This is a genomic window from Micromonospora sp. DT44, from assembly GCF_049841635.1.
GTDB lineage: Bacteria > Actinomycetota > Actinomycetes > Mycobacteriales > Micromonosporaceae > Micromonospora.
Genome location: NZ_JBNCKS010000001.1, coordinates 271,878 through 297,835, shown reverse-complemented (window position 1 = coordinate 297,835; position 25,958 = coordinate 271,878). Strand labels below are relative to the sequence as shown.

At 71.3% G+C, this 25,958-nt stretch carries 20 protein-coding genes and 1 pseudogene; 9 read left to right on the top strand and 12 right to left on the bottom strand.

The features are described from left to right. Window positions 1-88 precede the first annotated feature (88 nt). The 3 genes from ACLQ25_RS01300 to ACLQ25_RS01290 all read right to left on the bottom strand — a co-directional run bounded on the left by ACLQ25_RS01300 (window position 89) and on the right by ACLQ25_RS01290 (window position 2,064). On the bottom strand, window positions 89-289 hold the full coding sequence (locus ACLQ25_RS01300) for a hypothetical protein (RefSeq protein ID WP_425728297.1): 201 nt from the start codon (window positions 287-289) through the stop codon (window positions 89-91). 238 nt (window positions 290-527) lie between these two features. Beyond that, window positions 528-1,193 (bottom strand): class F sortase, encoded by a 666-nt coding sequence (locus tag ACLQ25_RS01295; RefSeq protein ID WP_425728295.1) that lies wholly within the window; start codon window positions 1,191-1,193, stop codon window positions 528-530. Between the two features lie 235 nt (window positions 1,194-1,428). Continuing rightward, complete coding sequence (locus ACLQ25_RS01290) at window positions 1,429-2,064, bottom strand: hypothetical protein (RefSeq protein WP_425728320.1); 636 nt, start codon at window positions 2,062-2,064, stop codon at window positions 1,429-1,431. Window positions 2,065-2,194: 130 nt separating this feature from the next. Here ACLQ25_RS01290 and trmB point away from each other — a divergent pair, with 130 nt between their 5' ends. Continuing rightward, window positions 2,195-2,896 carry a tRNA (guanosine(46)-N7)-methyltransferase TrmB gene (trmB, locus tag ACLQ25_RS01285; protein ID WP_425728293.1) on the top strand — a complete coding sequence of 234 codons (702 nt, stop codon included), beginning with the start codon at window positions 2,195-2,197 and terminating at the stop codon, window positions 2,894-2,896. 94 nt (window positions 2,897-2,990) lie between these two features. After that, window positions 2,991-5,504 carry a DEAD/DEAH box helicase gene (locus tag ACLQ25_RS01280; RefSeq protein ID WP_425728291.1) on the top strand — a complete coding sequence of 838 codons (2,514 nt, stop codon included), beginning with the start codon at window positions 2,991-2,993 and terminating at the stop codon, window positions 5,502-5,504. Here the strand turns inward: ACLQ25_RS01280 and ACLQ25_RS01275 are convergent. Together ACLQ25_RS01275 and ACLQ25_RS01270 are read right to left on the bottom strand one after the other, a co-directional pair. After that, a complete protein-coding gene (locus ACLQ25_RS01275; RefSeq protein ID WP_425728289.1) occupies window positions 5,482-6,603 on the bottom strand; it encodes an acyltransferase family protein in 1,122 nt (373 codons plus the stop codon). The genes ACLQ25_RS01280 and ACLQ25_RS01275 overlap by 23 nt on opposite strands. Window positions 6,604-6,726: 123 nt before the next feature. Further along, window positions 6,727-7,827, bottom strand: a complete 1,101-nt coding sequence (locus tag ACLQ25_RS01270) for a hypothetical protein (RefSeq protein WP_425728287.1) — start codon at window positions 7,825-7,827, stop codon at window positions 6,727-6,729. Between the two features lie 301 nt (window positions 7,828-8,128). Here ACLQ25_RS01270 and ACLQ25_RS01265 point away from each other — a divergent pair, with 301 nt between their 5' ends. Both ACLQ25_RS01265 and ACLQ25_RS01260 read left to right on the top strand, forming a co-directional pair. After that, the gene (locus ACLQ25_RS01265; RefSeq protein WP_425728285.1) at window positions 8,129-8,773 is read left to right on the top strand and encodes a hypothetical protein; all 645 of its coding nucleotides are present in this window, start codon (window positions 8,129-8,131) and stop codon (window positions 8,771-8,773) included. A gap of 359 nt (window positions 8,774-9,132) precedes the next feature. Then, a complete protein-coding gene (locus tag ACLQ25_RS01260) occupies window positions 9,133-9,897 on the top strand; it encodes a hypothetical protein (protein ID WP_425728283.1) in 765 nt (254 codons plus the stop codon). Between the two features lie 139 nt (window positions 9,898-10,036). Here ACLQ25_RS01260 and ACLQ25_RS01255 read toward each other — a convergent pair whose 3' ends face one another. The 5 genes and pseudogenes from ACLQ25_RS01255 to ACLQ25_RS01235 form a co-directional block, all read right to left on the bottom strand. After that, complete coding sequence (locus tag ACLQ25_RS01255; RefSeq protein WP_357173365.1) at window positions 10,037-10,984, bottom strand: ABC transporter substrate-binding protein; 948 nt, start codon at window positions 10,982-10,984, stop codon at window positions 10,037-10,039. A gap of 191 nt (window positions 10,985-11,175) precedes the next feature. Then, window positions 11,176-11,967: pseudogene (locus ACLQ25_RS01250) on the bottom strand (ABC transporter ATP-binding protein); the annotation flags it as partial. A 20-nt stretch (window positions 11,968-11,987) separates the two neighbouring features. Beyond that, the gene (locus ACLQ25_RS01245; protein ID WP_425728281.1) at window positions 11,988-13,076 is read right to left on the bottom strand and encodes a FecCD family ABC transporter permease; all 1,089 of its coding nucleotides are present in this window, start codon (window positions 13,074-13,076) and stop codon (window positions 11,988-11,990) included. Beyond that, window positions 13,073-14,119, bottom strand: a complete 1,047-nt coding sequence (locus tag ACLQ25_RS01240) for a FecCD family ABC transporter permease (protein ID WP_425728279.1) — start codon at window positions 14,117-14,119, stop codon at window positions 13,073-13,075. Before ACLQ25_RS01240 ends, ACLQ25_RS01245 begins: the two co-directional genes overlap by 4 nt. A gap of 60 nt (window positions 14,120-14,179) precedes the next feature. Then, window positions 14,180-16,123: a multicopper oxidase family protein gene (locus ACLQ25_RS01235; RefSeq protein ID WP_425728277.1), complete on the bottom strand. Its 1,944-nt coding sequence runs from the start codon at window positions 16,121-16,123 to the stop codon at window positions 14,180-14,182. 119 nt (window positions 16,124-16,242) lie between these two features. On the opposite strand from ACLQ25_RS01235, the gene ACLQ25_RS01230 reads away from it, so the two are divergent. Then, a complete protein-coding gene (locus ACLQ25_RS01230; RefSeq protein ID WP_425728275.1) occupies window positions 16,243-16,602 on the top strand; it encodes a YciI family protein in 360 nt (119 codons plus the stop codon). A 5-nt stretch (window positions 16,603-16,607) separates the two neighbouring features. On the opposite strand, the gene ACLQ25_RS01225 is transcribed toward ACLQ25_RS01230, so the two are convergent. Continuing rightward, entirely contained in the window at window positions 16,608-16,976 is a 369-nt protein-coding gene (locus ACLQ25_RS01225; protein ID WP_425728273.1) for a cytidine deaminase, read from the bottom strand. Between the two features lie 119 nt (window positions 16,977-17,095). Here ACLQ25_RS01225 and hrpA point away from each other — a divergent pair, with 119 nt between their 5' ends. Continuing rightward, window positions 17,096-21,148: an ATP-dependent RNA helicase HrpA gene (gene hrpA, locus ACLQ25_RS01220; protein ID WP_425728271.1), complete on the top strand. Its 4,053-nt coding sequence runs from the start codon at window positions 17,096-17,098 to the stop codon at window positions 21,146-21,148. A gap of 63 nt (window positions 21,149-21,211) precedes the next feature. On the opposite strand, the gene ACLQ25_RS01215 is transcribed toward hrpA, so the two are convergent. Then, a complete protein-coding gene (locus ACLQ25_RS01215) occupies window positions 21,212-22,144 on the bottom strand; it encodes a LysR family transcriptional regulator (protein WP_425728269.1) in 933 nt (310 codons plus the stop codon). An 83-nt stretch (window positions 22,145-22,227) separates the two neighbouring features. Here ACLQ25_RS01215 and ACLQ25_RS01210 point away from each other — a divergent pair, with 83 nt between their 5' ends. Genes ACLQ25_RS01210 through ACLQ25_RS01200 form a run of 3 tightly spaced genes read left to right on the top strand, consistent with a single transcriptional unit; the run spans window position 22,228 to window position 25,608 of the window. Then, on the top strand, window positions 22,228-22,911 hold the full coding sequence (locus ACLQ25_RS01210; protein ID WP_425728267.1) for a succinate dehydrogenase cytochrome b subunit: 684 nt from the start codon (window positions 22,228-22,230) through the stop codon (window positions 22,909-22,911). Window position 22,912: 1 nt separating this feature from the next. Beyond that, window positions 22,913-24,850, top strand: a complete 1,938-nt coding sequence (locus ACLQ25_RS01205; protein WP_425728265.1) for a fumarate reductase/succinate dehydrogenase flavoprotein subunit — start codon at window positions 22,913-22,915, stop codon at window positions 24,848-24,850. Beyond that, on the top strand, window positions 24,847-25,608 hold the full coding sequence (locus ACLQ25_RS01200) for a succinate dehydrogenase/fumarate reductase iron-sulfur subunit (RefSeq protein WP_425728263.1): 762 nt from the start codon (window positions 24,847-24,849) through the stop codon (window positions 25,606-25,608). Before ACLQ25_RS01205 ends, ACLQ25_RS01200 begins: the two co-directional genes overlap by 4 nt. Window positions 25,609-25,958 lie beyond the last annotated feature (350 nt).

Here is a 25,958-nt window from a genome sequence, read left to right as displayed (position 1 = left end):
CCAGCCCACGGCAGGTCGGCGACATCGTCCGCGCCGCTCTCCACCTCACCCATTTCGAATACCGATACCTACCGGATTCTTGTTGAGATCACGTCAGTGGGTCGGTCGAGCTATGGAATCCGTTCTTACGGAATTCATCAAAACCGGGATGTCCGATGAAACTGCTCTTGGCGCACAAGCGCTTATACAGATCCCGAATCCGTTGCTCCACATCGTCGGCGTCGTGCCCCAATTCGACCGCGCCGACAATCAACGGTTGGGAAGGATTTCCATTTCCCGACTCGTCCATGATTAGCCTCACCGCATTAAGCCCTTCACGAGGCTGGTCGTTGCGCCGTCATGACCGTACGCGCGTGGTCGCGCGGCACCAACAGTCGCGAGAGTGCAACTTCAGCCGGAATTTGCTAGCTGCAGGCCGGCGACGGTCACGTCCCGCTAGCCGCTGGCATGTTCCGGCCCGATCTCGACAAGTTCCGGACCCTGCCGAGCCTAGGCCTCGTCAGAGTCGGGCGTGGATCAACCCCGCGTCAGGGCTTGCGGGACGACGCGAGCGTGGCGAAGGCGATCACGTTGTCGGCGTAGCCGGTGCGACCGCCGATGAACTGGCCGCCGCAGGTGATCAACCGCAGCCCGGCGGGGCCGTCGTGGCCGTAGATGCGTTCGGCGGGCAACTGGTCCTTTGGGAAGTGCTCCACTGTGTCGACCTTGAACACCACCGTCGACCGGTCCGCCCGGGCCACCTCGATCAGGTCACCGGGCTTCAGCTTGCCCAGGTCGTAGAAGACCGACGGGCCGCTCTTGGTGTCCACGTGCCCGACGATGACGGCCGGACCTGGCTCACCGGGTGTCGGCCCACGGTCGTACCAGCCGGTCTCGTTGTGCTTCTCCAACGGCGGTACGGCGATCGAACCGTCCCGCGCCTGCCCGACGGGCGCCACCGGCGCGGTCACCTTGATCGCCGGCACCGAGAGGCGCACCGGGCGACTGGCCGACAGCCCGACCGACTCGCTGCGGGCCGGTCGGTCACCGCCGGTCGGGGCCAGGTCGAACGGGCCGACCGAACGGCCCAGCCCCGCCCCGGTGGCGAAGACCCCGGCCAATACCAACACCACGGCCAACGGTACGGACCAGGGGCTGCGCCCCGACGGACGACTATTACGGAGGGCGACGGCGGTCGGCGGACGCGCGGCCACCGACGGGCGGTCGGGGTCTGGTGGGCGATGGGGCCGCGACGAGCGCTCGGGACCTGGCGGGCGGTCGGAGTCCGGCCATCCGTCGTCAAGGGGCAACCGAACGTCGTCGGGTGGCGAGGCGGGGCGGCCGGCGAACGGCTGGCGGGCAGCGGCCGGCGGCGAGGCAGGACGACCAGGCGACGGCGGGCGTGAACCGGCCGGAGGCGGCGTGGGGCGGAAAATCGTCATGGCAGCCTCAGCGACGCACGGCGGCTCGGGGACGACGCAGGGCCATCACGGCGATGACCAGCCCGGCGACGGTGAGCGCCGCGCCACTGGGCAGCAGCAGCCTGCCGGTCATCCCCCCGGCACTGCCACCGAAGCCGGTTGCCGGGCCTCGACTCGGATGGGGGGACGGCATCTTCTTGACCACCTGCAACATGGTCGACGCCGTCTCGCCGTCCGGGCACTCCAGCTTGACCCGGTAGTTGCCGGGACGGGTGCGCTCGCGCACCATCGGCGCGGCGGTGAGCACGCCGCGCTGCGGTTGGACGCCGACAGCGCCGAACGCGTCCGAGACGACGGTGGCGCCGACCGAGTTGTCCCGGCAACTGGCCCGGATGCCGACCAGGTAGCCGGGCTGCACGGTGCTGGGGCTCACCTCGACGAAGACGTCCACCACGGGAGTGGGCTGCGGCGCGCCACCCGGCACGCCTCCGGGCTGCGGCGCGGGCGCGGCGACCGGCAGGGCGTAGAGCAGCCCGGCAGGTACGGCAGCGGGGGCGGCCGGTAGCCCAGCCGGGGCCGCCAGCGCGGGAGCGGTGGCCAGCAGGGGGATGGCGAGCATGGTCGCCACCGACAGGAGCACGCCGCCGCGGGTCACTCGCACGATGCCCCCTCTCGACGCCGTCGGACCGCGCCGGGCAGCGGACCGCCCGGCCTGCCGTACCAACCGGATCCTCTCATCCCCGGTCGCACATCACATCCGATCCGCCGACGAAGTCGCGTACGCTCGAAGCGCTGTGACCATCACCGACCCTGACCCCGCCACCGTCCCGCCCGCCGGCCGGCCGATCCGCACCTTCCACCCCCGTCGGGGGCGGATGAGCAGCCGGCAGACCGACGCGTTGGACCGGCTCTGGTCCTCCTACGGCCTGGACGTGTCGGGCGAGCCCGTCGACCTGGCCGCCCTCTTCGGCCGCCGGGCCCCGGTGGTGCTGGAGATCGGCTCGGGCATGGGCGACAGTACGGCCGCGATGGCCGCCGCCGACCCGGACCGAGATTATCTGGCGGTCGAGGTGCACACGCCGGGAATCGCCAACCTGCTCGACCTGGTGCACCGCGCTGACCTGGGGAATGTCCGGGTTGCTCGGGGTGACGCATTGGAGCTGGTCAGCGGCCTGCCGGAGGGCGCGCTGGCCGCCGTACACGTGTTCTTTCCGGATCCGTGGCCGAAGGCCCGGCATCACAAGCGGCGGATCATCCAGCCGGCGCACGTGGCGCTGCTGCGGTCCCGGCTGGCCCCCGGCGGCGTGCTGCACTGCGCGACCGACTGGGCCGAGTACGCCGAGGCGATGCGGGAGACCCTGGACGCGGACCCGGAGCTGGTCGACACGTACGGAGGATTTGCGCCGCGCCCGGCGCACCGTCCGGTGACGAAGTTCGAGCGACGGGCGATCACCGCGGGCCGCCCGGTCGCCGATCTGATCTTCCGGCGGCGCTGACTGCACTACCGGCGGCGCTGACTGATCTTCCGGCGGCGCTGAAATGCGAGCCGGTTGGCGCCGGAGGGCATGATCCAGGCACCATGGACAGGCTATGACGCTCACCGCCGCGCTGCCGACAAGCGCCGACCCCGACACCCTCTTCGACGCGTTCGCCAGTTGGGCGAAGGAGCGCGGTCTCGACCTCTACCCCCACCAGGAGGAGGCGGTCATCGAGATCGTCTCCGGCGCCAACCTGATCATGAACACGCCCACCGGCTCGGGCAAGAGCCTGGTGGCGATCGCCGCGCACTTCGCCGCCCTCGCCGACAGCCGGACGACCTTCTACACCGCGCCGATCAAGGCGTTGGTGTCGGAGAAGTTCTTCGCGCTCTGCGAGGTCTTCGGCGCCGAGAACGTCGGCATGCTCACCGGCGACGCCAGTGTCAACGCCGACGCCCCGATCATCTGCTGCACCGCGGAGATCCTGGCGAACCTGGCCCTGCGCGAGGGCACCAAGGCCGACGTCGGCCAGGTGATCATGGATGAGTTCCACTTCTACGCCGAGCCCGACCGGGGCTGGGCGTGGCAGGTGCCGATCATCGAGCTGCCGCAGGCCCAGTTCATCCTGATGTCGGCCACTCTGGGAGACACCACCCGCTTCGTCGACGACCTGACCCGGCGCACCGGGCGACCCACCGCCGTCGTGCGCACGGCGGAGCGGCCGGTCCCGCTCATCTTCTCGTACGCGATGACGCCGCTGCACGAGACGCTCGAGGAGCTGCTGGAGACCAAGCAGGCCCCGGTGTACGTGGTGCACTTCACCCAGGCCGCCGCGCTGGAACGCGCCCAGGCGCTGATGAGCGTCAACGTCTGCACCCGCGCCGAGAAGGACATGATCGCCGAGGCGATCGGTGCCTTTCGGTTCACCTCGGGCTTCGGCAAGACGCTGTCCCGGCTGGTCCGGCACGGCATCGGCGTACACCACGCCGGCATGCTGCCCAAGTACCGCCGCCTGGTGGAGACCCTGGCCCAGGCCGGTCTGCTCAAGGTCATCTGCGGCACCGACACCCTCGGTGTCGGCATCAACGTGCCGATCCGCACGGTGCTGTTCACCGGCCTGAGCAAGTACGACGGGGTCCGTACCCGTCTGCTCAAGAACCGTGAGTTCCACCAGATCGCCGGGCGGGCCGGCCGGGCCGGGTACGACACCATCGGTCGGGTCGTCGTGCAGGCTCCCGAGCACGTCATCGACAACGAGAAGGCCCTCGCCAAGGCCGGCGACGACCCGAAGAAGCGCCGCAAGGTCGTCCGCAAGAAGCCGCCGGAGGGCTCGATCGGTTGGGGCCAGCCCACCTTCGACCGCCTCGTCGACGCCGAGCCGGAGCCGCTGACCTCCAGCTTCCAGGTCAGCCACTCGATGCTGCTGAACGTCATCGGCCGACCCGGCGACGCGTTCGCGGCCATGCGGCACCTGCTCACCGACAACCACGAGGAGCCCGCCGCCCAGCGCCGGCACATCCGCCGGGCCATCGCCATCTACCGGGCGCTGCGGGCCGGTGGGGTCGTCGAGGAGCTGCCCGAGCCGGACGAGACCGGTCGCCGGATCCGGCTCACCGTCGACCTCCAGCTCGACTTCGCGCTCAACCAGCCGCTCTCCCCCCTCGCCCTGGCCACCATCGAGCTACTCGACGCCGAATCCCCGTCGTACGCCCTCGACGTCCTGAGCGTGATCGAGTCGATCCTCGACGACCCCCGCCAGATCCTGTCCGCGCAGCAGTTCAAGGCGCGCGGCGAGGCGGTCGCCGCGATGAAGGCCGAGGGCATCGAGTACGAGGCCCGCCTCGAACTGCTCGACGAGGTGACCCACCCGAAGCCGCTCGCCGAGCTGCTGGAGGCCGCGTACGAGATGTACCGGCAGGGTCACCCCTGGGTCGCCGACCACCAGCTCTCCCCCAAGGCCGTCGTCCGCGACATGTACGAGCGGGCCATGACCTTCACCGAGTACGTGCAGTTCTACGGGCTGACCCGCTCGGAGGGCCTGGTCCTGCGCTACCTGGCCGACGCGTACAAGACGCTGCGCCAGACCGTCCCCGAGGACGCCAAGACCGAGGAGCTGATCGACCTCATCGAGTGGCTGGGCGAGCTGGTCCGCCAGGTCGACTCCAGCCTGATCGACGAGTGGGAGCGGCTGCGCAACCCGTCCGACGTGGCCGAGGTGGCCCAGGCGCACGCCGCCCTGACCGACCGGCCACCGGCGGTGACCCGCAACGCGCGGGCGTTCCGGGTGCTGGTGCGCAACGCGCTGTTCCGTCGGGTGGAGCTGGCCGCGCTGCGCCGCTGGGACCTGCTCGCCGAGTTGGACGCCGAGGACGGCTGGGACTACGACGCATGGGCCGACGCCCTGACGCCCTACTTCGAGTCGTACGACTCGATCGGGGTCGGTCCGGACGCCCGCGGCCCGGCGCTGCTCATGATCGAGCAGGGCCGGGAGAAGTGGACCGTCCGGCAGATCTTCGACGACCCGGACGGCGACCACGACTGGGGCATCAGCGCCGAGATCGACCTGGTGGCCTCGGACGAGGTCGGCGCGGCGGTCGTCCGGATCACCGACGTCGGTCAACTCTGAGGTGCCGCGCCCGGTGGCGGTATCGTCCGCCGCCGGGCGCTCCGGAACCGAGCAGAGTCGTGGGACGGCGCGCGGCCACGTCCTCGATCCAGCCGAACAGCAGCACCGCCCCGGCGGTCAGGAGGCACACTCCGGCCAGCCTCAGCACGATCGACACCGCCGAGGTGTACGGCAGCACCGGCGCTAGCAGCACGAACATTCCGAGGCTGGCGGGAACGTGCCAGAGATAGATGGTGACCGCCCGGGCGTTGACGACCCGCAGCACGGCGCCCAGCGGCGCCCCGCCGACGAGCCGGGGCCGCACTCTCAACAGCACGGCGACGAGGGCCATCGACCACAGTGTCGTCCCACCCGCGACGTGGTTGAGGTCGACGGCCACGCCGGCCACCATGGCGGTGACGACCCAGGTTCCGCCGGCCACGGCCAGACCCGCGACGAGGCAGCCGTACCAACGGCACGGCACACGATGCAGCAGCCGATCGCGGTGGGCGAAGCCCAGCAGCCAGCAGGACAGGTAGGCGGCGACGAAGTATCCGGTGCGCACCCCGGCGAGGTGCAAGCCGATCGGCAGTGCGGTGGCGACCCCGATGCTGGGCCACGGCCAGCGACGGAACACCCGCAACAGAAGGGGTGACAACAGCACCAGCCAGAGGTGCGTGACGATGTACCAGAGCCCGATGTGGAAGACCCAGGCCCAGGACGGTCCGCCCACGGGAGGCACCCGCAGGGGCAGGATCCACCAGCCCAGTGCAACCCATTCGGCCACGCCCGGTGGCCGCCACCGGACGGCGAGCACCGCCAAGGTGATCACACCGAACACCCAGAACGGCAGCAGCAGCCGGCGCAGCCGCCGGAGCACGGCCGACGGACCGTGCCGGTCCAGCGACGCCGCCATCAGCGAGCCAGCGATGCCGAACATCAGACCCATCGCCGGCACCAACAGGCTCAGCCAGACCCAACCGGTCACGTGGAAGAGCACGACGCGGCCCAGAGCGAGCGTTCGCAACAGGTCCAGGTAGCGGTCCCGGTGAGCGGCGGGGTCGGCGGACGGGACGGTCCGCACCGCCCCGCCCCGGCCAGGGATGACGACCCTGGACACCTCACCAATGACCACAAGGCACAATAACGCCATAAATCCGACAAATCTGCTGCATTCGCCAGGCGGGTGCGGCGGCCGTCTTCGCCGACTGCCCCCACTCTCAGGCGGACGAGCCGGCGGATGTCAGACGGTGAACCAGAGCCGACGGCGACGCGCCACGACCACCAGGATCGCGCCCACGACCAGCAGCAGAAGCGCACCGGCGACCACACCGCCAATCGACTGGCCGGTCACCGGCAGGCCGCCGCCCTCGCCCCCGCCGTCGGCACAACCCGCCGGCCGCTCCCACCGGTACGGACCCTTCAGGTGGGTGGTCTGCGGGTCGAACTCGTCCGACCGCACCTCGACGGCCAATCCGGCTACCGCCGGGAAGGACACCTCGACGGTGGTGTCCGTTCCGACGAGGCGCCGCTGCTCGGGCCCGTGGTTGGGATCGAAGACGACGGTCGGGGCGTACCCGTTGTTTGGCATCGACACCGCGACGACGAGCGCGTCACAGGTCGAGCGGGCACGGATGTCCGGGACGTTGCAGTGGCCGTCATCGACCCAGGTGTACGAGCCGATCGTCTCGCCCGCGAGGCTCACCCCGACGGTGTCGTATCCCCGGGGAACCACGATGCCCTTCTCCGTCGCCCCCGGCGTCAGGCGGACGGTTCGCGAGTAGACATCGGGGGAGGTCCAGAGCATCAGCTCGACCGGCCGACCGGTGGACGGATTGGCCAGGTCGACAAGCACACTGCCGTCGCACCGTGGCCGGAAACTGGCCGTCGGATCTCTGGGCGGCTGCCCGCACCTGCCGTCGAGCTGGGCACCGGCGGAATAGCCAAACGTCTCGTAGTAACCGTCGTCCCACTGCACCCACACCGACAGGTCGGCATAGGTGGCGGTGCCCGGCAGGGTCTGGGTGCCGATCACCGGCTTGCCGAGGGAGTGCGGAAAGACGCCCTCGGGGCTGGCGACGATGGGGTCGATGGTGGAGTCCTGCGGATACACCTCGACCTTGACGAACCGGTAGCGCGTCGCGTCGGTCGAGGAGGTCTCGGCGAGGACGGTCCACTCGATCCGGTAGGTGCCGTCGGCCTGGCACCGCACCTCGTGATTGACGCTGACAGGCGAGGGCTCCGCGTTCGCCGGGGGCATGAGGACCAGCGTTCCGGCGAGACTGACCACCACCGCCCCGAGGGCAGCCAGTACTCGCCGTCGCCACGATCGAGGATTGATCACGGGCGCTCCTGCGATGAGGTGAGCCGGAGTGGATCGACCCGGCCGGCGCGACGCCCTGACGGCGAACAAGGGCGCTCCCGCACGCATGTCGCCGCGCGAGAACGGCCGGCGAGTCCGGGCAGATGCTACCGGCGACGAGGCTCCGAAGGTGACCCGCGTCACTCAACCGAACGGGCGAATCGCGCGGTCGCCAGATGTGGTCCCACCCCTCCAACTTCACTGGGCAATGTCAGACCCGTCGATTAGAATGTATGTACTAATAAAGATCCTGACCTGCAGGATTACGACTGGGAGGACGCCCGTGACCGCGCCCACCTCCACGCCCCTCACGCCCTACACCACCCTGCTCGGCTTCACCCGCTACGTCGACCGCACCGGCCCCACCAAGGCGACCTTCGTGGGCGGTCTGCGCAAGCAGCGCGCCAGCCGTTCCGGCTTCAACCCGCACGGCCAGTTCGTGAAGGCGCTCAAGGCAGACATCGCCTTCCACACCGGCGGCACCCACCTGGCCGGCGTGGTCGACGTGGTCAAGCCGCGCTGGCGCCCGCTCTACCAGGCCCTGGTGCCCGGCGCCACGGCCTGGCTGCACTCCCTCGGCGATCCGGCCACCCTCGACCTGGCCCAGACCCGCGACGCCCTGGCCATGCTCGGCGACCTACCCGTCAAGATCAACCTCCACTTCGGCGTACGTCACCCCGACGGTCACGCCGACGCCGTCCGACTGCACTTCGACGAAACGCCGCCGAGCGAGGAATCGTTGCTCGCCACCCTGCACCTGATGGCCCGCCACATGGACGCGGTCCTCCCGCACGCCGAGCCGGTCCTGGTCGACGTCCGGCGCGGTCAGGCCCACCGCATGCCCACCGACGCCAAGCCCGAACAGATCGAACTCTGGCTGGCCGGCGAAGCCGCCGCCTTCCGCGCCATCTGGTCCACCGCCGCCTAACCACACCCCTCCACCCCCCACCCCCACCACCGTCCGCCCACCCGCGCCCACCCTCAACCGCGCGCCCGCCCGCGCTTGCCAAGATCCGCGCAACATCAGGGATGCTGCTGCCTCCCGCGATCGGGAGGCAGCAAGACCACTGAAGTTGCGCGGATCTTGGCCTGTTCACCCCCAGCGGGAGTTATCCACAGGGGCTGTCGGCGGCCACGCCTGGCCGTCAGGGTGTCGTCATGCCTGCTTCTCCACGGCGTCCGGCGAGACTGCAGGGGCGCGTCTTTCGCGGTTCCCGCGCCGTCGCCGACGGTCTGCTCACCCCTGCGGAACTACGCAGCGCGGCCTGGCGCCCGCTCTTCCGGGACGTGTATGCCGACGCCCAACTCGACGTCACTCACCGCACCCGTTGCGCCGCGGCTGCCCAACTCGTGCTACCGCCGGGTGTGGTGATCGCCGGACGCAGCGCGGCAGCGCTCTACGGCGCGACGACGGTCGCCAACAACGAGCCCGTCGATGTGCTCGTGCCCGCCGGCCAGCGGTTCGGACCGGTGTCAGGGCTCGTCGTTCATGCCGGCGCGATCGACGAAGTCGACGTCATCCGACGTCAGGGCATCCCGCTGACCACGCCGACGCGCACCTGCTGGGATCTGGCCCAGTGGCTGCCGACCGAGGAGGCAGTTGCCATCGTGGATCGGCTCGCCCACAAACATCTGGTAGCGCTCGCGCCGCTGCGGGCAAACGCCCGAGCGCGGGTCGGCGACCGAGAGTGGAAACGCATGACGCGGGTGGCCGATCTGGCCGACGCGGGCTCGGAGTCGACACCGGAGTCCCGACTTCGCGTGCGAATCGTGCTCGCCCGGATACCGCCGCCGGTCACCCAGTTCGTAGTCGAGCACGATGGGAGGTTCGTGGCCCGTCTCGATCTGGCATGGCCGCATCTCAAGGTCGCCGTCGAGTACGACGGGTTGTGGCATGACGATCCCGAACAACTCCACCGCGACCGCCGTCGCCTCAATCGGCTGCTTGGTGAGGATTGGATCGTGCTGCACGTCACCGCAAAACGACTTCGGGAGGACTTCGACGGCTTCCTCGACGAACTCCGTCAAGCCCTGCGCTCCCGCTCCCGCTGACCCGACCCGAGACGCACCAGCACCGGCACCGGCACCGGCACCAAGATCCGCACAACTTCAGGGATGCTGCTGCTTGAACGGCTCGCGAGGCAGCAGTTTCCCCGAACTTGCGCGGATCTTGGGTGAAGCGCGGAGTGGGTCAGGTGGCGGGGAGGTACTTGGCCAGGTCGTCGAGGATCTTGTTGGCGGCGCCGACGCCGATGCCGGTCATCCAGATCTCGTCGGAGACCGGGTACGCCTTGCCGGCCTTGACCGCGCCGAGGCCCTTCCAGAGGGTTCCGCCGGCCACCTTGCTCTGCTCGGCCGCGGCCTTGTCGCCGTACGCCGTCACGAAGATGACGTCGCCGTCGACCTCGTTGATCCGCTCGGGGCTGACCAGGTCGAAGCGCTTGTCCTCCTTGTTGGCGAGCAACTGCCGCTCGGGGCGGCCCAGGCCGGTGTCACCGATGACGATGCCGGAGAAGGAGTCCGGGCCGTACACCCGGATGTTGCCCGGAATGAACCGCACGATGGACACCTTGCGGGCGGCGGCGTCGCCGAGGGTCGCGCCGAAGTCCTTGGCCCGCTTCTCGTACGCGCCGAGCAGGTCCTTGGCCTGCTGCTCGCGGCCGAGCGCCTTGCCGTCGAGGAGGAAGTTCTCCTTCCAGGTGATGCCCACCTTGTCGGTGAACACGGTCGGCGCGATGGCGGCCAGCTCGTCGTAGAACTTCTCCTGGCGGAACTTGCTACCGAGGATCAGGTCCGGCTTGAGGGCGTTGATCGCCTCCAGGTCGGGCTCGGTGAGTACCCCGACCTCCTTGATGCCGGCGAGCTTGTCCGCGCCGAAGTAGGTGGGCCAACTCTTGGCCTCGCCGGCGGTGGCCGCGCCGACGGGCGTGATGCCCAACGAGAGCGCCGTGTCGATCTTGTCGGTGTCGAGCACGACGACGCGCTTGGGCTCGGCCGGGACCTTGGTGGTGCCCATGGCGTGGGTGATCTCCCGGGTCTCCCCGGTGGCGGAGCCGGCAACCGGGTCGCTCTCACCGCAGGCGGTGAGGCCGACCCCGAGGGCGACGGCCGCGGCGAGAGCGGCGACGAGACGACGCATCAGTGTCCTTTCGAGGGGTACGTGCCGGCGAGCGGGGTGGCCGCGTCACCGTCGGCGGATCGGGCGTCCGGTACGGACGCCGTCGACGAATCGGGGCCGCCAGGGCCAGCGGCAGCCGCAACGGACACGGCAGCAGCGGCAGGAGCCGCCGAGCCGCCCACGCCAGGGCCAGCGGCAGCGGACCCGGGAGCGGCGGGAAGGGCCGGGCCGCCGGTGTGCGCGGGCACCACCAGGGGTGCGCCGGTCACCGGGCAGGGCACAACGACGCAGGCCAGCCCGAAGACGTCCCGGACCAGCTCGGCGGTGAGGATCTCCCGGGGTGGGCCGGCGGCCACCACCGCGCCGGCGCGCATCGCGACCAGGTGGTCGGCGTAGCGGGCGGCCTGGTTGAGGTCGTGCAGGACGGCGACCACGGTGCGGCCACGCTCGGTGCGGAGCCGGTGCAGCAGGTCCAGCACCTCCACCTGGTGGGCCAGGTCGAGGAAGGTCGTCGGCTCGTCCAGCAGCAGCGCCTCGGTGTCCTGGGCGAGCGTCATGGCGATCCACACCCGTTGCCGCTGGCCACCGGAGAGGCTGTCCACCGGCCGGTCGGCGAGGTCGGCCACGTCGGCCAGGGCCATCGCCTCGTCGACCGCCGCAGCGTCGGACGACGACCACTGCCGCCACCACCGCTGGTACGGCTGCCGGCCGCGTCCGACCAGGTCGGCCACGGTGACGCCCTCGGGCACCAGAGGGCTCTGCGGCAGGACGCCGAGCCGGCGGGCCACGTCGCGGGTGGGCAGGTCACGAATGGCGGTGCCGTCCAGCAGGACGGCGCCCTGTCGCGGGGTGAGCAGTCGGGCCATCGTGCGCAGCAGGGTGGACTTGCCGCAGGCGTTGGGGCCGACGATCACCGTGAACGCGTCGGTGGGCAGGTCCAGGGTCAGCCCGTCGAGCACGGTCCGCTCGTCGTAGCCGACGACCAGATCGCGGGCGGAGAGCATCACAGGACTCCTCACAGGCGTCACGACGACCGTCGCCGTCCACGAAGCAACAGGAAGATCAGGTACGGGCCGCCGATCGCGGCGGTCAACACGCCCGCCGGCAGTTGGGTGGGCGCGAACAGTCGGCGGCCGGCCAGGTCGGCGAGGACCAGCAGGAGCGCGCCGAGCAGCGCGGCGCAGACGAGCGGGGGCCGTTCGGCGCGGACCAGTCGACGGGCCAGTTGCGGTGCGACGAGCGCCACGAAGTCGACGGCGCCGACCTGGGCGGTGACCATGGCGGCGACGAGCACGCCGGTGCCGGCAAGGCCGATCCGGCGGGCCACCGGGCGCAGCCCGACGCCGCGCGCGGTGTCGTCGTCGAGGGCGGTGCTGTTCAGGGCCCAGCCGGCCCAGGCCAGCACCGGCAGCAGCACCGCGAGTGTGCCGGCGATCCAGGCCGCCTCGGTCCAGCCCTTGCCGGCGAGGGTGCCGATCAGCCAGATCTGCGCCCGCAGGCCGTCGATCGGGTCGGCGGTGAGCATGACCACCTCGGTCAGCGCCCGGAACGCGAACGCGACCGCCACCCCGGCGAGGACGAACCGTTGCGCGGCCAGCCCGTGCCGGGCACCGAGGGCGAACAGCAGCACCGCCGCCAGCAGACCGCCGACCAGCGCGCTGGGTGCCACCAGCACCGCCGCCGCGCCGCTGGTCAACGCCACGGTCGCGGCGAGGCCGGCACCCTGGGTGATGCCGATGACGTCCGGGCTGGCGAGGGGGTTGCGCGCCACGCTCTGGATCAGCGTGCCGGCCACGCCGAAGGCCGCGCCGGCCACCGCCGCCAGCACGACCCGGGGCAGGCGAAGATCAAGAACAACGAGGTCGTACGGCGTGCCGGCACCGGAGAGCGCCCGGAGCACGTCGGCCGGGGCGACGTACGGGGTGCCCAGCGAGAGGCTGAGCACGACGGCCAGCAGGAGGAGCACGGTCAGCACGACGGCGACCAGCGTCGCGCGGCGACGGATCAGCAGGCTGACCGGCCCGATCCGCACCAGCGCCCGCCCCGGCAGTCGTGTCGGGCCGCGGTCAACCGGGCCGGCGGGTGTGGAGACCGACTGACCGGCGCGGGTCACGCGGTCACCACTCGGGCGCGGCGGACCAGCACGGCCAGCAGCGGCGCGCCGATCAGGGCGGTGACGATGCCGGCGGGTATCTCGCCGGGCGGGGCGACGAGTCGGCCGACGACGTCGGCACCGAGCAGCAGCGCGGGCCCGAGCAGGGCGGAGACGGCGAGGGTCCAGCGGTGGTCCGCGCCGACCAGGGCGCGGGCGAGGTGCGGCACGGCCAGCCCGACGAAGGCGACCGGGCCGGCGGCGGCCACCGCGGCGCCGGTGAGCAGCACGGCGGCGATTCCACCGCCGAGGCGGACCAGACCGATGCGGTGGCCCAGGCCACGGGCCACGTCGTCACCGAGGGCCAGCGCGTCCAGGCCCCGGGCCACCAGCGCGGCGAGCAGCAGCCCGACGAGGACGAACGGCAGCACCTGGGCGGTGACGCCGAGGTCCCGGCCGGCCAGTCCGCCCACCACCCAGAACCGGTACTCCTCGAAGGTGCGGGCGTCGATGCTGAGTAGCGCGTACACCCCGGAGGCGAGACTGGCGTCGAGCGCCGCGCCGACCAGCGCGAGGGTGACCGGGCTCGCGCCCTCGCGGGCCCGGCTGGCGATGGCGAAGACCAGCAGGCCGGCGGCGAACGCGCCGGCGATGCCGAACCAGACGTACCCGGCGAGCGTCCCGATGCCGAAGACGGAGATGGCGAGCACCACGCCGAACGACGCGCCGGCGCTGATGCCGAGGATGCGCGGCTCGGCGAGCGGGTTGCGGGTGAGCGCCTGGAACAGCACGCCGGCCACGGCGAGCGCGAGCCCGACGGCGAGCCCGAGGGCGGTACGGGGCATCCGCAGTTCCCGGACGATGGTGCTCGCGTCGCTGCCGTCCGGCGCGACGAGGGCGTGCCAGACCGCGCCGACTCCGAGTTGCCGGCTGCCCAGCGCGAAGCTGGCCAGTACGGTGAGCAGCAACACCAGCGCGGCGCCGACGGTGACGGCGACCCGCCGACCGGTGCGGGCACCGGAGGAGTTGCGGGCCGGCGTCGGCCGGGCGGCGAGGGTGTTCACGAAACTCCTGCACGTTCGAGCTTAGGTTCGCCTAACCTTAGCCGACCTGCGGAAAGTGACCTAACTGGCGTCAGTCGATGCCGGCGAGGCGGCCTGCGGCACCTCCACCGAGCCGCCGTCCCCGGCCGCCGCCGCGCCGCGCGGCAGCACGTTGAGGGGCCGCATCATCTCGTTGTCCTCGTGCTCCAGAAGGTGGCAGTGCCAGGAGAAGCGGCCCGGCAGGTCGAAGCGGGCCTTGATCCGGGTCACCTCCCACGGGTACGCGAGCACGGTGTCCATCCATCCCCGCTCCCCCGGACCTGGCTCCGCCCGGCCCGACCGTCCACGGCCCAGCAGCTCGAACTGGGCCTGGTGCAGATGGACGGGGTGGACGTTGCGGGTGAAGTTGCGCACCTCCCACACCTCGGTCGCGCCGACGAGGGGCTGTTCGGTCGCGGGATCGCTCCAGCGCATCGGCAGACCCCGACCGCGCTCGTCGAGGGTGCCGAGCAGCATCACCATCGACCGGCCGGACATCCGCTCGTTGAGCGACAGCCGTCGGACCCGCTCCGCCGCGCCGAGCCGGGGGTGGGCCGGCAGTTGCAGGTGCTCCGGCGGCACGCTGGGGTCCGCGCCGGTGGCCTCGGTGACCACGAACCGCATCACCTGCCCGGTGGTTCGCGGGTCGGACGGCGGAAAGTCCACCCCGGGCCGGCCGCCCCGGTACGCCCACTCGGGCCCCTCGTTGACGAGGAAGAGCTCGGTGCCGGCGGGTACGCCGGTGAAGTCGACGATCACGTCGGCCCGCTGGGCGGGGCCGAGAATGACGCGGTCGTGCGCCACCGGCTCGGGCAGGAAGCCGCTGTCGCTGCCGATCTGCCAGACCGGCAGCACCGGACGGGCCGGCCGTGCGGTGGCGTGGGCGGCGACGCTGAGCATCAGAAAACGGCTGTTGCAGCCGTTGAGCAACCGGAACCGGTAGCGCCGACGCTGGACCGTGAGGCTGGGCCAGGTCCGGCCGTTGACCACGATGGTGGTGCCGGAGAACGCCGACGTCCACGCCGAACCGTCGTGGTGACCTCCGGGGTAGACCAGCTCGCCGTCGGCGCTGAAACTGCGGTCCTGGATGAGCAGCGGGATGTCGTGGTAGTCGCTGTCCGGCGGATCGTCGTGACCCGGCGTCGGGCCGGGCAGCACCCCGTCGGGCAGGTCGTCGCCGCCCAGCAGGTAGAAACCGGCCGGCCCGGCGTAGACGTTCTCCCTGGTGAGGCCCAGGGCGTGGTCGTGGTACCAGAGGGTGCAGGGCCGCTGGTCGTTGGCGTACTCGAAGGTGGCCGAACCCGGCGCCCAGCGCAGGCCGGACCCCTCGGCGAAGCGGGACCGGAACTCGCCGTACGCGCTGCCCGTGACGGCGAAGTCGGCCGGCAGGTCGCGGGCCACGGGCAGATACCACGCTTCGGCGTGCCCGTCGCTCTCCTGCGTGCTGTGCCCTCCGTGCAGGTGGACCACCTGGGGCACCGGTCCCCGGTAGCCACGGCGGCTGCCGTCCGAGCGGCCGTGCCCGTCCCGGCCGTCCCTGCCACCGGCCGGGTTGGCCCAGTGCAGGGTCTCATCGACGGGCAGCAGGTGGGGCAGGTAGTCGCCCCGGTGGTCGACGAGTTCGTTGACCCAGGTCACCCGTACCGGGCGGTTCACCCGCGCGGCGATGCTGTGCGCCGGGTAGCCGAAGCTGTCGGGGTGGGCGGTGGAGCCGTAACCCCACACGGTCGTACGCGGCCAGGACAGCGGCAGGATCTGCTGGCGGAACTGGCGCACCCCGACGACGTACGTGTCCCGCTCGGGGTCGTTCGCCACCCGGGGCATGGCCGGGGGGATGCGCAGCGGCGCGACGTACTTCGGGATGTCGGCGGCGCGCAGCACCGTCGCCGCGGCGAGCGCGCGGCCCGCGGCCGTCGAGCCGGCCGGGACCAGAACCGCGGCGCCCCCGGCGGCACCGGCCACGAGCACCTGTCGTCTGCTGACCATGCCGCACCTCCACTCGTATCCGACCTCGATAAGAGAATGAGTTTCGCGGAAGGGTGCAAGTGGCGTGGAAGACGGATAACACCCATAAGAGGGACACTGAGCGCCATAGGGTGTGGGGCATGCGATTCGACCAGCACACGGTCGTCCTGCTGACCCGACCGTCGGATCCGCCGGAGCTGCCACCGGAGGCGATCGACCGGCTACGCGACGCCCATCTGGCCCACCAGGCAGGGCTCGTGGAGCAGGGACTGGTGCTCGCGGCCGGCCCGCTCCTTCACGCCGACGACGACCGGATGCGGGGCTTCGTCGTCTTCTCCATCGCCCCGGACGAGGTACGCGGGCTCTACGCCGACGACCCGGCCGTCCGTGCCGGCCTGCTCGTCGCGCGGGTGGCGAGCTGGATGGTGCCCGAGGGCAACGTGCGGTACGAGGGCGTGCCGATCCTCGCGTCGATGCTGGAGGCGGCGGCTGGCGACTGACGTGGTCAGCCGGGCAGGTCCGCGATCGGCAGCACCCGCAGGTCGTTTGGCTCGCCCACGATGACCCGCAGCGCCGGGAAGTACGCGCTGAGCACCGGCCGGCACCTGTCGCAGGGCCCGACGACCGTACGACCCCGGTCGGCGACCGAGACGATGGTCTCCAGCTCGGTCACGCCCTGCGTGGCGGCGGTGCCGATGACGACCAGCTCCGCGCAGGTGTCCCCGCTGTCGTGGTGCAGGTTCACCCCGGAGAACACCCGCCCGTCGGCGGTACGGGCGGCCGACGCGCCGGTGTGGTGGCTGCTGCGGCACCGGAGTTTGGCGACCGCCGTGGCGGCCTGCACCAGCGCCCGATCGGTGTCCCGCAGCTCCATCCCGGCCCCCCAGCGCTCGACGTCGGCCGCAACTGTAGACCGCCGTCCACGCGCCGAAGCACCCACGCGCGGTAACCCAGGGGCGGTCCGCCGCCGGGCTGCCTATCCTTGGGCACGACATGCAGAATCCAGCCTCCTCCGCCGCGACAGATCCCGTCCGCGACCTGCACCGCCGCCTCAGTCCCCTGATGTTCCGCGACCAGCGCCGGCTCCAGCGACGCCTGGACGGCGCCCGCAAGCTGCGCGACCCGCAGCGCCGGGAGGCGGCCCTGACCGAGATCACCGCCGAGCTGGCGCGGGCCGAGCAGCGGCTGGCCGACCGGCGGGCGGCGGTGCCGACGATCGCGTACCCCGTGGGGTTGCCGGTCAGCGAGCGCAAGGACGACATCGCCGCCGCCATCCGCGATCACCAGGTGGTGATCGTGGCCGGCGAGACCGGCTCCGGCAAGACGACCCAGTTGCCGAAGATCTGTCTGGAGCTGGGGCGCGGCATCAACGGCCTGATCGGGCACACCCAGCCCCGGCGGCTGGCCGCCCGGACGGTGGCCGACCGGATCGCCGACGAGCTGGGTACCGAGCTGGGCGACGTGGTCGGCTACAAGGTGCGCTTCACCGACCAGGTCAGCGACCGCAGCCTGGTCAAGCTGATGACCGACGGCATCCTGCTGGCCGAGTTGCAGACCGACCGGATGCTGCGCCAGTACGACACGTTGATCATCGACGAGGCGCACGAGCGCAGCCTCAACATCGACTTCATCCTCGGCTACCTGCGCGAGCTGCTCCCCCGCCGGCCCGACCTCAAGGTGATCATCACCTCGGCGACCATCGAGACCGACCGCTTCGCCAGGCACTTCGCCGACGCCCAGGGCAGTCCGGCGCCGGTCGTCGAGGTCTCCGGACGCACCTATCCCGTGGAGGTCCGTTACCGGCCGCTCGTCGAGGTCGCCGAGGGCGACGAGGACGGCGACGCCGACGAGGAGAACGTCCGCGACCAGATCCAGGCGATCGGCGACGCCGTCGAGGAGCTGGCCGCCGAGGGGCCGGGCGACATCCTGGTCTTCCTCAGCGGCGAACGGGAGATCCGCGACACCGCCGACGCGCTGGGCAAGCTGGTGCAGAAGAAGCGGTCACTGCTGGGCACCGAGATCCTGCCGCTGTATGCCCGGCTCTCCGCCGCCGAGCAGCACCGCGTCTTCGCCGCGCACAGCTCGCGACGCGTGGTGCTCGCCACCAACGTCGCGGAGACCTCGCTGACCGTGCCGGGAATCAAGTACGTGGTGGACCCGGGCACCGCCCGCATCTCCCGTTACTCCAGCCGGCTCAAGGTGCAGCGGCTGCCGATCGAGCCCGTCTCGCAGGCGTCGGCCAACCAGCGCAAGGGCCGCTGCGGTCGTACGTCGGACGGTATCTGCATCCGCCTCTACGACGAGCAGGACTTCCTGTCCCGCCCCGAGTTCACCGACCCGGAGATCCTGCGTACCAACCTGGCGTCGGTCATCCTCCAGATGACCGCGATCGGGTTGGGCGACCTGGCGGCGTTCCCGTTCATCGACCCGCCGGACAAGCGCAACATCACCGACGGCGTCAACCTGCTGCACGAGCTGGGCGCGCTGGACCCGACCGAGGCCGATCCGGCGAAGCGGCTCAGCGCGCTGGGCCGGCGGCTGGCCCAGCTCCCGGTCGACCCGCGGCTGGCCCGGATGGTGGTCGAGGGCGAACGCAACGGCTGTGCCACCGAGATCCTGGTGATCGCCGCCGCGCTCTCCATCCAGGACCCCCGCGAGCGCCCGGCGGAGAAGCAGGCCCAAGCCGACCAGGCACACGCCCGGTTCGCCGACAAGGAGTCGGACTTCGTCGCGTACCTGAACCTGTGGCGGTACCTGCGTGAGCAACAGCGGGAGCTGTCGTCCAGCGCGTTCCGCCGGATGTGCAAGGCGGAGTACCTGAACTACCTGCGGATCCGCGAGTGGCAGGACATCGTCAGCCAGTTGCGCCAGGTGCTGCGTACCCCGGCCGAGAACGAGCGGCGCGGTGGACGCGCGGCGCGGGACACCCCGGCCGAGGCGGACGCCGGCCGGGGCACGGGCCGCCGGGGCGGCGCGGACCTGCCGGAGGAGATCGACACCCCGAAGGTGCACCAGTCGCTGCTGCCCGGCCTGCTGTCGCACATCGGCCTCAAGGACGCCCAGAAACACGAGTACCTGGGGGCGCGGGGCGCGAAGTTCGCGCTGTTCCCCGGCTCGGCGCTGTTCAAGAAGCCGCCGCGCTGGGTGATGGCCGCCGAGTTGGTGGAGACGTCCCGGCTGTGGGGGCGCATCGCCGGGCGGGTCGAGCCGGAATGGGTCGAGCCCCTCGCCCAGCACCTGGTCAAGCGCAGCTACAGCGAGCCGCACTGGGAGAAGAAGCAGGCCGCGGTGATGGCCTACGAGAAGGTCACCCTGTACGGCATGCCGCTGGTCCCGTCGCGGAAGGTCAACTTCGGGCGGATCGACCCGATGCTGAGCCGGGAGCTGTTCATCCGGCACGCGCTCGTCGAGGGCGACTGGCAGACCCACCACCGGTTCTGGGCCGACAACAAGCGACTCCTGGGCGAGATCGAGGAGTTGGAGAGCCGGGCCCGCCGCCGGGACATCCTGGTCGACGACGAGACGATCTTCGGCTTCTACGACCAGCGGATCCCCGCCGACGTGGTCTCCGGCCGGCACTTCGACACCTGGTGGAAGAAGACCCGCCACGAGCGTCCCGACCTGCTGACCTTCACCCGCGACCTGCTGATCAACGACGGTCGCGGCGGTGTCGACGAGAGCGACTACCCCGACGAGTGGCAGACCCAGGGGGTGACGCTGCCGCTGACGTACCGGTTCGAGCCGGGCACGGCGACCGACGGCGTCACCGTGGACATCCCGCTGCCGCTGCTCAACCAGGTGCCGGCGGAGAGCTTCGACTGGCAGGTGCCGGGGCTGCGCGAGGAGACGGTGATCGCGCTGATCCGCTCGCTGCCCAAGGCGATCCGGCGCAACTTCGTACCGGTGCCGGACTACGCGCGGGCCGCCCTCGCGGCGATCACCCCCGGGGAGACGTCGCTGCTGGACGCGCTCACCCGCGAGCTCCGGCGGATGACCGGGGTGACCGTGCCCCGCGACGCGTGGGAGCCGGACAAGCTCCCCGCGCACCTGCGGGTGACGTTCCGGGTGCTCGGCGACGACGACAAACCGGTCGCCGAGGGCAAGGACCTGCCGGCCCTGCAACGTCAACTGCGTCAGGAGGTACGCCAGGTCGTGGCGGCCGCCGCGCCCGAGGTCGCCCGGACCGGCCTGCGCGAGTGGAGCGTCGGCACGCTGCCCCGGACCATCGAGCAGGTCCGTGCCGGCTACGCGGTGACCGCGTACCCGGCCCTGGTCGACGAGGGGACGACGGTCGGGGTGAAGGTGTTCGACTCCCCCGCCGAGGCGGAGGCCGCGCACTGGGCCGGCACCCGCCGGCTGCTGCGGCTCACCGTGCCGTCCCCGGCCCGGTTCCTGCAGGGTCGGTTGAGCAACGAGGCGAAGCTGGCGTTGAGTCGCAACCCGCACGGCGGCGTGCAGGAGCTGATCGAGGACGCGGCCGGCGCGGCCATCGACCGGCTGATCGACGCCGCCGGAGGTCCGGCGTGGGACGCCGAGGGCTTCGCCGCCCTACGCGAGAAGGTCCGCGCCGACCTGGTCGACACCGTCGTCGAGGTGATGGACCGGGTCCGCAAGGTGCTCGCCGCCGCGTACGCGGTCGAGCAGCGGCTCGGCGCGACCCGCAACCTGGCCGTGGTGGCGGCGCTGGCCGACATCCGCAAGCAGCTCGCCGGGCTGGTGCACGCCGGCTTCATCACCGAGACCGGGTACGCCCGCCTGCCCGACCTGCTGCGCTACCTCAGCGCCATCGAGCGCCGGATGGAGCGCCTCGGCGGCAACCCGCAGCGCGACCGACAACAGCAGGACCGGATCGCGGCGGTGCAGAAGGAGTACAACGACCTGCTCGCCGGCCTACCGCCCGCGCGCCGGCAGGAGGCGGCTGTTCGGCAGGTCCGCTGGATGATCGAGGAGTTGCGGGTGAACGTGTTCGCCCAGGCGCTGGGCACCCCGTACCCCTTGTCGGAGCAGCGGATCTACCGGGCGATGGACGACGCCGAGGGCCGCTGAGGGCCGCTGAGCACGCCGGCCAGGGCCGCTGCCGGCCTCTTCGCGGCGGCGGCCCCGGCCGGGTCAGCCCAGCGGCTCGACGCCGGGCGGCAGCTCGCCCCGGTCGATCGCGGACTGGACGTAGTCCAGCAGGATCCGCCGCAGCTCGCGTCCGGCGTGCGTCGGCACCACGTCGCGGCGGCGGGCCACCGCGATGGTCCGCGTCACCCCGGGAGACGCCAGCGGCGTGCTGCGCACCCCGGGCCGGCGGGCCAGCACGATCCCCGGCACCAGCGCGATGCCGAGTCCCGCCTCGACGAAGCTGAGCACGGCGTCCATCTCGCCGCCGTCCACCGCGAACGTGGGTTCGAAGCCCGCCTCCCGGCACGCCGCGATGGTGGCGTCCCGCAGGTCGTAGCCCTCCCGGAACATCACCATCGGCTGGTCGCGCAGATCGGTGATGCGCAGCTCGCCGGCCCCCGAGGCCGTCGGCACCTCGCCCACCGAGGCCACCACCAGGCTCTCGCGCAGGATCGGGTCGACGCGCAGGCCCGGGTCGGCGCCCTGCGACGGCATTATGATCAATGCTAGGTCCAGGTTGCCGCGCAGCAGGTCACGGACGAGGTCCTGGGAGCCGCTCTCCTCGACCCGGAGGTCGACGGTGGGGTGGGCGTCGCGGAACCGGCGCAGCACCGGCGGGGCGAGCGAGGTGGCCAGGCTCGGGGTCGCGCCCAGGCGTACGCGCCCTCGGCGCAGGCCGACCAGCTCCTGCACCTCCCGGGTCGCGGTCTCCACGTCGGCGAGGATCCGGGTCGCCAACGGCAGGAGCACCTCCCCGGCCGCGGTGAGGGCGATGTTGCCCCTTACCCGCTCGAACAGCGGGGCGCCGAGGTCGGTCTCCAAGGCGTGAATTTGCTTACTCAACGAGGGCTGGGTTATGCCGACGATGTCGGCGGCTTGGGTGAAATGTCGTACTTCGGCCACCGCGACGAAGTACCGGAGCTGATGGAGCTGCATCTACATAGCTTATGGCTATCAACGCTGCGAGTTCGATGCATTGGACGACTGATCAAAGTGCTCCTAGCGTCGATCCCGTGGTAATGACGAAAACTCGGTCGCCCATCCGCTCGAACGTCGGCCTCAAGGCCGTCATGGCGGTGACGGGCATCCTGCTGGTGCTGTTCCTGATCGCGCACATGCTCGGGAACCTGAAGGTGTTCACGGGAGAGACCTCGTTCGACCACTACGCGCACTGGCTGCGCGACATCGGCAAGCCACTGCTGCCCGGCGTCTGGTTCCTGTGGATCCTGCGCACCGTGCTCACCGTGGCGGTCATCGCCCACATCGTGGCCGCCACCGTGTTGGCGCTGCGCGCCCGCGCCGCCCGCCCGGTGAAGTACGCCCACCGCAAGAAGGTCCGGGGCAGCTACGCGGCCCGCACCATGCGCTGGGGTGGCGTGATCATCCTGTTGTTCGTGATCTACCACCTGCTGGACCTGACCACCGGCACGCTCAACCCGGTCGGCGAAGAGGGCAAGCCGTACGGCAACGTCGTCGCCGACTTCGCCCCGGAGCGCTGGTACGTCACGCTCTTCTACACCCTGGCGATCGTCACGCTCGGCTTCCACCTGCGCCACGGCGCTTTCAGCGCGTTCCGCAGCCTCGGCCAGCAGACGCCCCGGGGCGAGCGCCGGGCGCGCGCCGCCGCGCTGGTCTTCGCCGTGGTGCTCTGCGCCGGATACCTGGTGGTCCCGTTCGCCGTACTCACCGGATTGGTGTCCTGACATGGAACTCTTCACCGAGGGCGACCCGATCGCCGACACCAAGGCTCCCGCCGGCCCGGTCGAGAAGCGCTGGGAGACCCGGCGCTTCGAGGCCAAGCTGGTCAACCCCGCCAACCGCCGCAAGATGACGGTGATCGTGGTCGGCACCGGCCTGGCCGGCGGCTCCGCCGCCGCGACGCTGGCCGAGCAGGGCTACCACGTCAAGTCCTACTGCTACCAGGACAGCCCGCGCCGGGCCCACTCGATCGCGGCACAGGGCGGCATCAACGCCGCGAAGAACTACCGCAACGACGGCGACTCCGTGCACCGGCTCTTCTACGACACCGTCAAGGGCGGCGACTTCCGCTCCCGGGAGTCGAACGTGCACCGCCTGGCCGAGGTGTCCGTCAACATCATCGACCAGTGCGTCGCCCAGGGCGTGCCGTTCGCCCGTGAGTACGGCGGCCTGCTGGACACCCGCTCCTTCGGCGGCGCGCAGGTGCAGCGCACCTTCTACGCCCGGGGCCAGACGGGCCAGCAGCTGCTGCTCGGCGCGTACCAGGCCCTCGAGCGGCAGATCGGCCTCGGCAACGTGGAGATGAACGCCCGGCACGAGATGCTGGAGCTGGTCATCGTCGACGGCAAGGCCCGGGGCATCGTCGTCCGGGGCATCGTCACCGGCGAGATCAGCACCGAGATGGCCGACGCGGTCGTGCTCGCCTCCGGCGGCTACGGCAACGTCTTCTACCTCTCCACCAACGCCAAGGGCTGCAACGTCACCGCCACCTGGCGGGCGCACCGCAAGGGGGCGTACTTCGCCAACCCCTGCTACACGCAGATCCACCCGACCTGCATCCCGGTCTCCGGCGACCACCAGTCGAAGCTGACCCTGATGAGCGAGTCGCTGCGCAACGACGGCCGGGTGTGGGTGCCCAAGCGCAAGGGCGACGACCGCAGCCCCAAGGACATTCCCGAGGACGAGCGGGACTACTACCTGGAGCGGATCTACCCGTCCTTCGGCAACCTGGTCCCCCGCGACATCGCCTCCCGCGCCGCCAAGAACGTGTGCGACGAGGGCCGGGGCGTCGGCCCGACCAAGCTCGGCGTCTACCTCGACTTCGCCGACGCCATCGACCGGCTGGGCCGCAAGGCCATCGAGGCCAAGTACGGCAACCTCTTCGAGATGTACGAGCGGATCACCGGCGAGGACCCGTACGAGGTCCCGATGCGGATCTACCCCGCCGTGCACTACACGATGGGCGGGCTCTGGGTCGACTACGACCTCCAGTCCAGCATCCCGGGCCTGTTCGTGATCGGCGAGGCGAACTTCTCCGACCACGGCGCGAACCGGCTCGGCGCCTCGGCGCTGATGCAGGGCCTCGCCGACGGCTACTTCGTGCTGCCCACCACCATCGCCAACTACCTGGCCTCGAGTCCCCTCGAGAAGGTCGACGCCAGCCACCCGGCGGCGGTCGAGGCGCGTACCGACGTCGAGGACCGGATCCAGCGGCTGCTGGCGGTCGACGGCGACCGGACCGTGGACTCGTTCCACCGGGAGCTGGGCCAGATCATGTGGGAGCACTGCGGCATGGAGCGCAGTGAGGCCGGTCTGCGCAAGGCGATCGGTGAGATCCGCGACCTGCGCGAGCAGTTCTGGCAGCGGGTCAAGGTGTCCGGCACCGGCGAGGAGCTGAACCAGTCGCTGGAGAAGGCCGGCCGGGTGGCCGACTTCTTCGAGCTGGCCGAGCTGATGTGCATCGACGCCCTGCACCGCGAGGAGTCCTGCGGCGGTCACTTCCGGGCCGAGCACCAGACCCCCGACGGGGAGGCGCAGCGCGACGACGAGAAGTTCGCGTACGTGGCGGCCTGGGAGTTCACCGCCACCGGTGAGCCCTCGGTGCTGCACAAGGAAGACCTGAAGTTCGAATACGTCCACCCCACGCAGCGGAGCTACAAGTGAACCTGACCCTGCGCATCTGGCGCCAGAAGGGCCCTGAGGACAAGGGTCGGATGGTGACCTACCCGGTCGACGACGTGTCCCCGGACATGTCGTTCCTGGAGATGCTCGACGTGCTCAACGAGCGGCTGATCCTCTCCGGCGAGGACCCGGTGGCGTTCGACCACGACTGCCGTGAGGGCATCTGCGGCATGTGCGGCCTCATGATCAACGGTGACGCGCACGGGCCGCAGCGCGGCACCACGGCGTGCCAGCTGCACATGCGGCAGTTCAAGGACGGCGACACGATCGACATCGAGCCGTGGCGGGCCAGCGCCTTCCCGGTCGTCAAGGACCTGGTGGTCAACCGGGGCGCCTTCGACAAGATCATCGCCGCCGGCGGCTACATCACCGCGCCGACCGGCAGCGCGCCCGAGGCCCACTCCACCCCGGTGGCGAAGGCCAACGCGGACGCCGCATTCGAGTCGGCGGCCTGCATCGGCTGCGGCGCGTGCGTGGCGGCCTGCCCGAACGGCTCCGGCATGCTCTTCACCGCCGCCAAGCTCACCCAGCTCTCACTGCTGCCGCAGGGCCAGCCGGAGCGCTACACCCGGGTGATCGGCATGGTCGACGCGCACGACGAGGCGGGCTTCGGCGGCTGCACCAACGCCGGTGAGTGCACGGTGGCCTGCCCGAAGGGCATCCCGCTGAACACCATCGGCCGGCTCAACCGCGACTACCTGTCGGCCACCACCAAGGGCGGCAACACCCCCGGTTCCTGATCCTTCCGGCCCAGGCAACCCCCTGACCGCCGCGCCCCGATCATCGGGCGCGGCGGTCAGTCGTTGAGGGCGGACACCGCACGCAGCGACCCTCCAGGCGCGGCCCTGGCTCGGCCAGGCGCAAGGTCGACTCGACTCGCAGGAAGTCGGCCGGTCCAGCCGCCCACGACGCCCCGACTTCCTGGAACCCGAGTCGATCAACCGGCACGCCGGCCACGACCGCACGAATGGCGACCAGCGCGGGCTGGGGGGGGGCCCGGGCCCCCCGCCCGGGCCCAACCCGACCCCCCCGCCCCGCGCCCCGCCCCCCCCCCCCCCCCCCCCCCCCCCCCCCCCCCCCCCCCCGCCCC